Genomic DNA, 11,240 nt, shown 5'->3' with positions numbered 1-11,240 from the left:
CGGAGGGATCGAGCCTGACCACCCCTCCACTGACCGCTACTCCCCCGACCACCCGTCCAGCCGGCCCGGTCGCCCCGCCACCGACCGCTCCCTTGCCTGACCACCCCGTTCGGCCGGTCCGGCATCCCGCTGCCTCCCTGCCCGCCGCTCAAGATCTGGACGGCGGGAAGGCGTGCTTGTCGGTGGCGACATGGACGCCCTTTCGCAACTTGCGTGAAGTAGTGGCCTCGGCGCCGCCCAGAGGCCACTACTTCACGGAAGTCGCGCGGATCTTGGCGGAGCCGTCGCGCGGATCTTGGGCGGGGCCGCGCGGAGCTTGGCGGGGTCTGCTCCGGGGTGCTGGCGGGCCGGAGCTCTGGGATGCCGGCGGGCCGGAAGGGTTTGGCCGAGGTAGGGGACGTGCTCGACATCACGTCGTACTACGGGGGGTAGGATTGCGGCGTGACTCGGCTCGGTGATCTCGAACGTGCGGTGATGGACGTGCTGTGGGACTCGGTCCCCGCCACGTCGGACGGGATCACCGTGCGCGAGGTGGCCGACGCGCTGGACGGCCGCGAGCTGGCGTACACGACGGTGATGACCGTGCTGGACCGGCTCGCCGGCAAGGGCATGGTGCAGCGCGAGCGGGAGGGGCGGGCCTGGCGTTACCGGGCCGCCGCCAGCCGCGAGGCGCACATCGCCCAGCTCATGCTCGACGCCCTCGACCTCGGCGGCAGCCGGGACGCCGCGCTGGTGCGCTTCGCCCGCTCGGTGACCGGCACCGAGGCCGAGGTGCTGCGCGCCGCCCTCGGCGCCGAGGCCGCCGCCGGGCCGACGGGGCGCGGCGAGGGCGGCCTGACCGACCGGATCGAGGCGCCGACCGACCCGGCCGGCCGACCGGCCCGGGCCGACGAGGCAGCGGACCGGTAGGGCGGCGGCCGTGGCGTACGCCCTGCACTTCGCCGCGTCGATGCTGGCCTGCTGGCTGACCGCGCAGGTGCTGGCGCGCTCCACCTGGACGTGGCGCAGCCCCCGGGTGGCGATCATCTGTTGGCAGGCGGTCGGGCTGGCGCTCGGTCTCTCCGCGATGGGCCTGCCGATGGCGTTGGGCCTGGCGGCCTACGAACGGCCCACCGGCAGCGCGCTGGTCGCCCTGGCCACCGACCTGAGCCACGGCACGCTGCCCGTCGGGGTGGGCGTGCCGCAGCTGGCCGCCGTCGGGGTGGGCTTCGGCATCGGCGCGGTGCTGCTGACCACGACCGTGCGCAGCATCCACGGCACCGTACGCGCCCAGCGCCGACACCGGGACCTGCTCACCCTGGTCGCCCGGCGGGACCCGACGGTGCCCGGCGCGCTGGTGCTGGACCATCCGAGCGCGGCGGCGTACTGCCTGCCGGGGGTGAAGCCGCGGGTGGTGGTCAGCGCGGGCACGCTCGACCTGCTGGACCGCGAGGAGCTGGCGGCCGTGCTCGCCCACGAGCGGGCGCACGCCCAGGAGCGGCACGACCTGGTGCTGCTGCCGTTCACCGCGCTCTGCCGGGCGCTGCCCTGGTTCGCCTGGGTCCGCGCGGCGTACGAGCGGGTCGCCCTGCTGGTGGAGATGCGGGCCGACGACAAGGCCCGCGAGGCGCACGCCGACGCCCCGCTGGCCGGCGCGCTGCGCCGGTTCGCCGCCGCCGGCAACCGGATCACCCCGGCCGGCGCCCTCGGGATGGGCGAGGGGGACCTCGACGCCCGGGTGCAGCGGCTGCTGGTCGCCGATCGGCCGCCCCGGCTGATCGGGGCCACCGCGCTGGCGGTGGCGACCACCGTGGCCGCGCTGCCCATCTCGCTCTTCCTCAGCTGAGCAACGGCCCGGATCCGGGCGCGACACCTGCTCCCACGACTACTACGCATCGTCGTATTCTTTTCTACGACACGACGTAGTAGTTATAGGTAGAGAATCTACGTGTAGGCTCGCTACGACAAGAGAGCCAACCGTACGGAGAGCCGGCCATGGACACGCTGCTCCTCGCCCGACTGCAGTTCGCCACCACCACCTCGATCCACTTCCTCTTCGTGGTGGTCACCCTCGGCCTGGTGACACTGCTCGTCGGCCTGCAGACCGCCTGGGTGCTCACCGACAAGCCGATCTACGAGCGGCTGACCCGCTTCTGGGGCCAGCTCTACGTGATCAACTACGTGCTCGGCATCGCCACCGGCATCGTGATGGAGTTCCAGTTCGGGCTGAACTGGAGCGGCCTGTCGCGCTACGTCGGCAACGTCTTCGGCGCGCCGCTGGCCATCGAGACGCTGGTCGCCTTCTTCCTGGAGTCGACGTTCCTCGGCATGTGGATCTTCGGCTGGCACCGGCTGCGCAGGGGCGTCCATCTCGCCCTGCTCTGGGGCGTCGCGCTCACGGCGTACGCCTCGGCATTCTGGATCATGGTGGCCAACTCCTGGCTGCAGAACCCGGTCGGCTACGAGGTGCGCGACGGCGTCGCCCACCTCACCGACTTCTCCGCGTTGCTGACCAACCCCAGCCTCGGCATGGCGTTCGGCCACGTGGTCTTCGCCGCGCTGCTGGTGGGCGGGATGCTGATGGCCGCGGTCAGCGCGTGGCACCTGATCCGGCGCACCCCGGACTTCGCGCTGTTCCGCACCTCGCTGCGGATCGGCCTGGTCACCGCGGCGCTGTCGATCACCATGGTGCAGGGCTTCGGCTTCGCCCAGTTCGGCCCGGTCGGGCAGGTGCAGCCCACCAAGTTCGGCGGGAGTCCCGCGGCGGACGAGCTGGTCGCCGACTGGACGGCGCGGTTCGGCCCCGGCGACTACACCCCGCCCGTGCTGGCCAGTGTCGGCCTCGGCTTCATGATCCTCATCGGCTTCGGCCTCGGCCTGCTCTGGCTGCTGCTCCCGCTGCTCTGGCGGGACTGGGCCATCCGGCTGCGCTTCCCCCTCTGGCTGGTCCTGCTCGCCCTGCCGCTGCCGTTCGTCGCGGTGATCCTCGGCTGGATCTCCCGCGAGGTCGGTCGCCAGCCCTGGGTCGCGTACGGGCTGCTGCCGGTGGACCGGGCCGTGTCGCCGGTCAGCCCGTGGCTGATGCTCGCCTCGCTCGTCGGCTTCAGCCTGCTGCTCGGCGCCCTGGCCGTCACCAACTGGGTGCTGCTGGCCCGGCACGCCGCCCGGGGCGCGGCCGATCCCGCCCTGGGCCGCCCGCCGCAGCAGCCGCCCGCCGACCCCCGCCCCGAGCCCGCCTTCGCCTGAGGAGACGACGTGGAACTCGCCTGGTACGCCCTGCTCGGCCTCTTCTTCGCCACCTACCTGGTGCTCGGCGGCTACGACTACGGCGTCGGCCTGCTGCTCGCCCGGGGCGCCGACCCCGCCCGCCGTCGCGCCGCGCTGAACGCCGTCGGCCCGTTCTTCCTCGGCAACGAGGTCTGGCTGGTGGCCGCCGTCGGCATCCTGTTCGGCGCCTTCCCCGTGCTGGAGGGGGAGCTGCTCTCCGGCTTCTACCCGGCCGTGGTCGGCGCGCTGACCGGGGTGATCCTGGTGACCGCCGGGGTGCAACTGCGCAGCCGCCCGGCCGGGTCGCGGGCCCGCGCCGGGTGGGACCGGGTGGTGGTGGTCGGCAGCGTGCTCGCCGCGCTCGGCTGGGGCGCCGTGCTGGCCGGACTGCTCCAGGGCGTGCCGCTGCACGCCGACGGCCACGTCGCCGGGGCAAGCCACCTGTTCACCCCGTTCGTGGCCGCCGCCGGGCTCGCCGTCGTCTCGCTCGTCGCCCTGCACGGTGCGACCTTCCTCACCCTCCGGCTGCCGGCCGCCGAGGCGGCGTCGGTCGGGCGGCTGGCCCGCCGGCTCGTCCCGGTGGCGCTCGTCGCCGTCGGCGCGGCCACCGCGCTCGGCCTGCTCTCCGCCGACGTACGCGCCGCCGCGGGGCAGCCGGTGGTGGCCGTACTGCTGCTGTCCCTGCTGGTCGCGGCGCTGCTGGCGGCCCGGGTGGCCCTCGCCCGGCGGCGGCCGGGGCTGGCCTTCGCCGCCACCGGGGCGGCCCTGGCGCTGCCGGTGGTGCTGGTCGGCGCGACCCTCTGGCCCTACGCGCTGGTCTCCACGGTCGACCCCGGCGCGTCCCTGACGGTGGCCGACGCGGCGGCGAGCGCACCCACGCTGCGGCTGCTGGGCTGGCTGACGGTGCCGCTCCTGCCGGCCCTACTAGGCTTTCAGGCGATGTGCTGGTGGGTTTTCCGGGGACGGACCGACGGCAGGGCACCGGTGTACTGGTGAACCGCCGTCCCTTCGACCCGCGTCTGCTGCGCCGGGTCCCCGCGGCCCGGCGCGACCTCGCCGTGCTCGCGCTGCTCGGCGTGCTGGCCGCGGGGCTGGTCGTCGCGCAGGCCACCGCGCTGGCCGCGCTGCTGGCGACGGCGTTCGACGGGCGGCTGGACCGGCCCGCCCTGGCCGGGTTCGTCGCCGCCGTGGCCGCCCGCTCGGTCCTGGTCTGGGCGCAGGGGACGGTGTCCGCGCGGGTCGCGGCGACGGTCAAGGCGGCGCTGCGCGCGGAGCTGCTCGGCGCGGTCGGGCGGCAGGGCCCCGGCTGGGTCGCCGGCCAGCGCGCCGGGCAGCTCGCCACGCTGGCCGGGCGCGGGCTGGACGCGCTGGACGCCTACTTCACCGGCTACCTCCCGCAGCTCGTGCTGAGCGTCACCGTGCCGGTCGCCGTGCTGGCCCGGATCTTCGTCGCCGACTGGAGCTCGGCGCTGATCATCGCGGCCACCCTGCCGCTGATCCCGATCTTCGGTGCGCTGCTCGGCTGGCAGGCGCAGGCCGCCACCGAGCGGCAGTGGCGACGGCTCTCCCTGCTCGGCGGGCACTTCCTCGACATGGTCGCCGGGCTGCCCACCCTGCGTGCGTTCGGCCGGGCCGGGGCGCAGACCGAGGTGGTCCGCCGGATGGCCGACGGGCACCGGGTGGCGACCATGAAGACCCTGCGGATCGCGTTCCTCTCCGCCCTGGTGCTGGAGCTGGTGGCCACCCTCTCGGTGGCGCTGGTCGCCGTGCCCGTGGGCGTACGGCTGCTCGGCGGCGGGCTGACCCTGCAGACCGCGCTGCTCGTGCTGCTGCTCACGCCGGAGGCGTACCTGCCGCTGCGGGCGGCCGGCAGCCGCTTCCACGCCAGCATGGAGGGGCTGACCGCGCTGGACGAGGCGCTCACCCTCTCGGCCGCCGCCCCGGTGCCGGCCGCTGCGGGCGGGGCCGCCGCGACACCGGACGGCCGGGGGGTGATCCGGTTCGAGTCGGTGACCGTCGAGTACGAGCGGACCACCGCCCTGCGCGACGTCACGCTGACCATCCGGCCGGGCGAGCGCGTCGCGGTCATCGGCCCGAGCGGCGCCGGCAAGAGCACCCTGCTCGGCCTGCTGCTCGGCTTCGTCGCCCCGACCGCCGGCCGGGTGACCGTCGGCGGGGTGGACCTGGCCGGCACGGACCTGGACGCCTGGCGCCGCCAGGTGGCCTGGGTGCCGCAGCGGGCCCACCTCTTCGCCACCTCGCTGGCGGACAACATCCGGCTCGGCGCCCCCGACGCTCCGGACGCGGCCCTCGGCGCCGCCGTCCGCGACGCCGCCCTGGACGACGTCGTCGCCGGCCTGCCCGAGGGGCTCGCCACCGTGCTCGGCGAGCGCGGGTACGGCCTGTCCAGCGGGCAGCGGCAGCGCGTCGCGCTGGCCCGCGCGTTCCTGCGCGACGCCCCGGTGGTGCTGCTCGACGAGCCGACCGCCCGGCTGGACACCGCGAGCGAGGCGGTCGTCCTCGACGCCACCCGCCGGCTGGTGGCCGGGCGGACGGCCGTGCTGGTGGCGCACCGGCCGGCGCTGCTCGCCGACGCGGACCGGATCCTGCGGATCGAGGACGGCCGGGTCACTGAGCTGACCCCGGCGGCGGCCGGGGAGGCGACCCGATGACCGACGAGCCGAGGCCGGCCGGCGACGACACCGGAACCCGGCCGGGGGACGGCGCCACCGGCGGGCCGGGGCGAGACGTCGCCGGGCCGCCGTTGGCGAGGGACAACACCGGAGCAAGGCCGGGGGACGGCGCCACCGGCGAGCCGGGACGGACGGAGGACGTCGCCGGACCGCCGGCGGGCCGCGGCGACGAGCCGCACCCGGGCCGCGCCCGCTCCCCGGAGCGGACGGTGCTGCGGCTGGCCCGGCCGTACCTGGACCGGCTGCTCGGCGCGGGGCTGCTCGCCGCCGCCACCGAGTTCGCCGGCCTGGCCCTGATGGCCACCGCGACCTGGCTGCTGATGAGCGCCGCCGGCCGACCCCCGCTGGACCGCCTCACCGTGGCGATCGTCGCGGTCCGGGCGCTGGCGGTCGGCCGGGGCGTGCTCCGCTACACCGAGCGGCTCGCCGGGCACGACGCCGTGCTGCGGCTGATCACCGACGTCCGGGCCCGGGTCTTCGCCACCCTCGCCGCCCGCCCGACGCCGCGGCAGCACTCAGGGGACGCGCTGAGCCGGCTCGTCTCCGACGTGGAGGCCGTCCAGGACCTGCTGCTGCGGGTGCTGGTGCCAGCCTCGGCGGCGGCCCTGGTCAGCGTGGTCGCGGTCGGCGCGGCGGCACTGATCTCGCCGGCCGCCGCCGGGGCGCTCGCCGTCGGGCTGCTGGTCGCCGGGGTCGCGCTGCCCGCGCTGGCCACCGCCCTGACCCGGCGCGCCGCCGCCGAGCTGGCCCCGCTGCGCGGCGCGCTCGCCACCGACGCGGTCGACCTCACCCACGGCGCCGCCGACCTCGCCGCGTTCGGCGCCACCGGGCACGCGCTGGACGCGGCCGACCGACGCGCCCGGCGCCTGGCCCGGCTGGAGCGGCGGCTCGCCGCCACCGGCTTCGCCGTCGACGCGGCCGGGGTGCTGGTGGCCGGGCTGACCGCCGGCGCGGTGGTGCTCGCCGCCCTGGCCGCGGACGTGGCCGGGGTGCTGGTCGGCGTGCTGGCGGTCGGCACCCTCGCGGCCGTCGAGATCGCGCTGGCGCTGGTCGGGGCCGCCCGGCAGTGGGCCCAGCTCCGCACCGGCCTGACCCGGGTGGCCGCCCTGCTGGACCCCCCGGCCGCAGCGGCCGCGCCCGGCGACGCGCCGGTCGGCCCCGGACCGTACGACGTGCGGTTCGCGGAGGTGACCGTGCGGTACCGGGAGGGCGCCGCGCCCGCCCTGGACGGGTTCAGCCTCCATCTGCCGCCCGGGCGCCGGGTGGCCGTGGTCGGCCCGAGCGGCGCCGGCAAGAGCACCCTCGCGGCCGTCCTCACCGGGTCGGTACGCCCGGAGCGCGGGCGGGTCACCCTGGACGGGCGGGACCTGTCGACGTACCGGGCCGGGGAACTGCCCCGCGCGGTCGGCGGGCTGCTCGCCGAGGCGTACGTCTTCCACGCCACCGTGCGGGAGAACCTGCTGCTCGGGCGGCCCGGCGCCAGCGAGGACGAGCTGGCGGCGGCGACCGCGGCGGCCGGCCTGCTGGACTGGGTACGCGAGCAGCCGGACGGCTGGGACACCGTGGTCGGCGAGGAGGGCGGTCAGCTCTCCGGCGGCCAGCGGCAGCGGCTCGCGCTGGCCCGGGCGCTGCTCGCGGCGCCGGGCGTGCTGGTGCTCGACGAGCCGACCGAGGGCCTCGACCCCGCCGCCGCCGACGCGGTCCTCGCCGCCACGCTGGCGGCCACCCCGGCCGGGCACTGCGTGCTGCTGATCAGCCACCGGCTCAGCGGGCTGGCCGACCTCGACGAGATCCTGGTGCTGGACGCCGGCCGGGTGGCGCAGCGCGGTCGGCACGCCGACCTGGTGGCGGCCCCCGGCTGGTACCGGGACCAGTGGCTGCTCCAGGAGGCGGCCGAACGCGGGTACCTGGCGCTGCGCCCCTGATCGCGGCGCCCTTCCCGGATCCCGCACCTCCGGGTCGGGCCAGGGTTGTCCCGGACGACGTCCGGCGGCCGCCCGTGACAGGGTGGTGCCATGCGGGGCGACGACGCGACGATGGTGGAGGAGCGGCTGCGGGAGCTGGACAAGCGCCTGCGCGGGCCGCGCCGGTTGAAGTCCGACCTGCTGACCGAGGCGCGGCACGGCCTGCTGGACGCCGTCGAGGCGTACCGGGCGGACGGGCTGCCGGCGGCGGAGGCCCAGCGTCGGGCGGTGGTGGAGTTCGGCTCACCGGCGCAGTTGGTCCCGGCCTGGCAGGCGGAGCTTGCGGTGGCCGCGCTGCGCGGGCTGTCGCTACGGGTCATCGGGCTGGCCGTGGTCGCGTTCGTCGCCGGGGACCTGACCTGGCAGGGGGCGAGCTGGAGCGACGGGCCCCGCCCGCCGGCCGGCTACGTGCTCCTGTCGACCTCGGTCAACTGGATCTGGGGAGCCGCGTTCGCGCTGGCGGCGGCCGGGCTGCTGCTGGCCGGGGCGGGCCGGTGGGCGCTGCGCGGCGACGGCGTCGTCGGCCGGGTGGTGGGCGCGGCCCTGACCGGCGTCCTCGCCCTCGGCGTGCTGGCCGGCGCGGCCCTCTTCGCGTGGTCGGTCGGGCTGTGGGAGGCCGCGCTCACCTGGCCGCCGATGCTCGTCGGCGCGGTGGTGGCCGCCGCCGGCTACCTGTGGCTGGGCCGGGCCGCCCGCACCTGGCTGCTCGCCGTCCGCTGACCGCGCGCCCCGACGTCCCGGGCGGGGACCGGCCACGGTGAAGTCAGGCGGGCGCGGTGGGCGGGGTGTCCGTGTCGAGGAACCGGCCGACCGTGGTGCTGAACTCGCGCCACCCGGACCGCTCCCCGGCCAGCGCCCGCCGCCCCGCGTCGGTGAGCTGGTACGTCCGCCGCTCGCGCCCGTTGACGGTGCTCCAGGTGCTGGCCACGTGGCCGGCCCGCTCCAGGCGGCGCAACGCCGGGTAGATGGTGCCGGTGGGCAGGTCGAGCTGGCCGTGGCTGCGGGCCCGCAGCGCCTCGATGATCGCGTAGCCGTGCAGCGAGCCCTGCTCCAGCACCGCGAGCAGCAGCGCGTCGAGGTGTCCGTGCAGCGCCTGGGCCTTCATGCGTAGAAAGCCTACTTGTTGGCGAGCCGCTCCGCCACCGGGGTGCGGGCACCGGTCCCCCGGAGCCGCCCACTAGGGTATGTGCCCAGAGTCACTCGTCGGCGGCGGACGCCGGCGGGTGGGCAACCCGAAGCACACGGAGGTCAGCGTGGCCCGCCAGTCGCCCCAACGGCCCGACGCCGACGAACCCGAGCTCGAGCTCGACGACGCGGACGGCCCGGCCGAGTCCGGCACCGCACCCGTCTCGGCCGACGCCGCCCGCGCCCTCTGGGACGAGCTGCGGATCGACCCGGTGGAGATCGCGCTGCCCGCCGGCACCGGCTACACGCTGCGGGCGTACCGGCCGGCGCGCGAGCTGACCCCGACCGACGTGGCCGAGCGCGACGAGGACGATCCCTTCCTGGCGCGCCGCCAGGCCGTCGAGGAGGACGAGGACGAGGACGACGAGACCGTCGTCATCCTCGACGAGGAGGTCGCGCAGGAGTTCGCCGAGAGCGACGAGGAGGACGGCAAGGCCCGTCGCGACGCGGCCGACGACGAGGACGCCGAGGCGGCCGCCGTCGACGCCGAGGACGAGGCGGGCGACGAGGAGGTCCCGGTCTTCCTCAGCCACCGGGGCAAGCTGCTGCTCTTCAAGACGCCCGAGTCGCTGGTGAGTTTCATCCGTTCCGGCGCGCCCAACGACCTGTCCCAACTGGACAGCTGGGGCGAACTGTCCGAACGGGTGGAACCGGCCGACATCGCGCCGCTGGACGAGGACATCTACGAACTCGACCTGGTGGTGGAGAACCTCCGCGGCGGGCACGACACCTGGGACCCGACGCTGCTCATCGAGGCCGGCGAGGTGGCCCGCGACCTGGCGTACGCGCTGCGGCTGCCCGCGGTGCTGGACATGCTCTCCGCCGGCTCCAGCCTCGACGACCTGGACGAGGCGCTGCGCGCCACGGTCAACGGCGGCGTCGGCGCGTTCTTCGGCCGGCGACGGCTGAAGAAAATCGGGGCACAAACCGCAAGTCTGGGTTGGCGCACCATTGTCGGCAAGATCTCTGCGGTCGTGGACTGGCGCGACTGACCCTTTACGGGGAGCATCAGTCTCTGGCAGAGAAAGCCTTGTGTCCCGGGAGGAGGACGACGCCGTGGCGCTCGTGCGCGTGTACTGCGGTCTGGCCTCGGCGGATCCGGCCGACCGATCGGCTTCGGCCGGTTCGGCGCTGACGTCCGCTGTGGTCGACGACGCAGGCCGTCTGCTGCATGTCTGCGAGGTCGGCGACGACCCGGCTGGCTACGCCCAGCTGGTCGCGCTGCTCGTGGAGCGGTCGGGCGGGCCGAGCGGTGCGGCGATCGCCGCCGACAGCGACGACCACACGGTCACCTCGCTGCTCAGCGCCGCGGGTCGCCCCCTGGCGATCGCCGACGACGACTCCGTCGACGACTTCGCCGAGCGGTTCGCCGACGACGACTCCCTGGAGGAGATGCAGTCGCCCCCGGCCGAGCGGCGTGCCGTCGGCCTGGCCCGCGCCCTGCAGGCCGGCGCGCTCTCCGCCGTCACCCTCCCCGCGCCCCGGGACCTCGCCGGATACAAGCAGGTGCTCGCCGCGCACGCCGCGCTGGCCAGCGGCCGGCACTCCGCCGCCGTCGCGCTGCGCGAGGTGCTCCGCGAGCTCTACCCCGCCGCCCTGCGCGCGTACCCGGACCCGGCCGAGCCGGTCTCGCTGGCGGTGCTGGACGCGCTGCCCGAGCCGGGGATGCTGGGCGGTCGCGAGGTCTCGGTCGCCGCCGACGCGGTCGCGGCGCACCTCGTGGCCGACGGGGTCGCCGGCGCCGACGAGCTCACCGACGCGGTGACCGCCCTGCGGGTCGCCATCAGCGAGACGCCGCGACGCGCCACGGTCAACCGCGCGCTCACCTCCGCCGTGGCGGAGACCGTGCGGCAGGCCGTCGCCGCCGTCCGGGCCTGCGACGCCGGCTGCGAGGCCCTGGTCGGCGCGCTCAGCTCCCGGGTCGGCGCGCCCGCCGCGCCGGCCCCCGGACGCCGGGCCGCAGCCCGGCGCGGCGAGCCGGTCGGCGACCTGCCCGGCCTCGCCCCCACCGGAGCCGGCCTGCGCCCCGTGCGACCCACGGAACCCGAGCCGACCCCGACCGGCGGTCGGCGGAGCCGCCCGGAGCCAGTCTCCGGCGCGACGCCACCCCCCGCGCCCCGGCGTCGTCCTCCTCCCGGGACACAAGGCTTTC

General features: G+C 76.3%; 9 protein-coding genes and 1 pseudogene. 9 read left to right on the top strand and 1 reads right to left on the bottom strand.

Annotated elements, in window-relative coordinates; translation table 11 throughout:
- The first annotated feature begins 441 nt into the window (after positions 1–441).
- From ACSNOB_RS30045 to ACSNOB_RS30015, 7 genes are all read left to right on the top strand, one after another.
- Entirely contained in the window at positions 442–909 is a 468-nt protein-coding gene (locus ACSNOB_RS30045) for a BlaI/MecI/CopY family transcriptional regulator (protein ID WP_436690592.1), read from the top strand.
- A gap of 10 nt (positions 910–919) precedes the next feature.
- A complete protein-coding gene (locus tag ACSNOB_RS30040; protein ID WP_436690590.1) occupies positions 920–1,825 on the top strand; it encodes a M56 family metallopeptidase in 906 nt (301 codons plus the stop codon).
- Positions 1,826–1,974: 149 nt separating this feature from the next.
- Positions 1,975–3,225, top strand: a complete 1,251-nt coding sequence (locus ACSNOB_RS30035) for a cytochrome ubiquinol oxidase subunit I (RefSeq protein WP_436690588.1) — start codon at positions 1,975–1,977, stop codon at positions 3,223–3,225.
- A gap of 9 nt (positions 3,226–3,234) precedes the next feature.
- A complete protein-coding gene (gene cydB / locus ACSNOB_RS30030) occupies positions 3,235–4,242 on the top strand; it encodes a cytochrome d ubiquinol oxidase subunit II (protein ID WP_436690586.1) in 1,008 nt (335 codons plus the stop codon).
- Entirely contained in the window at positions 4,239–5,918 is a 1,680-nt protein-coding gene (gene cydD, locus ACSNOB_RS30025; RefSeq protein WP_436690584.1) for a thiol reductant ABC exporter subunit CydD, read from the top strand. The genes cydB and cydD overlap by 4 nt, the downstream gene beginning before the upstream one ends.
- Positions 5,915–7,864 carry a thiol reductant ABC exporter subunit CydC gene (cydC, locus tag ACSNOB_RS30020; protein WP_436690582.1) on the top strand — a complete coding sequence of 650 codons (1,950 nt, stop codon included), beginning with the start codon at positions 5,915–5,917 and terminating at the stop codon, positions 7,862–7,864. The genes cydD and cydC overlap by 4 nt, the downstream gene beginning before the upstream one ends.
- Positions 7,865–7,954: 90 nt before the next feature.
- Positions 7,955–8,623, top strand: coding sequence for a permease prefix domain 1-containing protein (locus tag ACSNOB_RS30015; protein ID WP_436690580.1), 669 nt, complete (start codon positions 7,955–7,957; stop codon positions 8,621–8,623).
- Between the two features lie 43 nt (positions 8,624–8,666).
- Here ACSNOB_RS30015 and ACSNOB_RS30010 read toward each other — a convergent pair whose 3' ends face one another.
- Positions 8,667–9,008 (bottom strand): PadR family transcriptional regulator, encoded by a 342-nt coding sequence (locus tag ACSNOB_RS30010; RefSeq protein ID WP_436690578.1) that lies wholly within the window; start codon positions 9,006–9,008, stop codon positions 8,667–8,669.
- A gap of 118 nt (positions 9,009–9,126) precedes the next feature.
- Here ACSNOB_RS30010 and ACSNOB_RS30005 point away from each other — a divergent pair, with 118 nt between their 5' ends.
- Together ACSNOB_RS30005 and ACSNOB_RS30000 are read left to right on the top strand one after the other, a co-directional pair.
- On the top strand, positions 9,127–10,080 hold the full coding sequence (locus tag ACSNOB_RS30005; protein WP_436690576.1) for a DNA primase: 954 nt from the start codon (positions 9,127–9,129) through the stop codon (positions 10,078–10,080).
- A gap of 40 nt (positions 10,081–10,120) precedes the next feature.
- Positions 10,121–11,240: pseudogene (locus ACSNOB_RS30000) on the top strand (transposase); the annotation flags it as partial.

It is taken from the genome of Micromonospora sp. URMC 106 (assembly GCF_051386395.1).
Taxonomy (GTDB): domain Bacteria; phylum Actinomycetota; class Actinomycetes; order Mycobacteriales; family Micromonosporaceae; genus Micromonospora.
The sequence above is the reverse complement of the archived record's forward strand: the minus strand, read 5'-3'. Positions and strand labels throughout refer to the sequence as shown.

Coding starts and splice junctions, on each gene's coding strand:
- ACSNOB_RS30035 (WP_436690588.1), top strand. CDS start 1,975: ATGGACACGCTGCTCCTCGCCCGACTGCAGTTCGCCACCACCACCTCG.
- cydC (WP_436690582.1), top strand. CDS start 5,915: ATGACCGACGAGCCGAGGCCGGCCGGCGACGACACCGGAACCCGGCCG.
- ACSNOB_RS30015 (WP_436690580.1), top strand. CDS start 7,955: ATGCGGGGCGACGACGCGACGATGGTGGAGGAGCGGCTGCGGGAGCTG.
- ACSNOB_RS30010 (WP_436690578.1), bottom strand. CDS start 9,008: ATGAAGGCCCAGGCGCTGCACGGACACCTCGACGCGCTGCTGCTCGCG.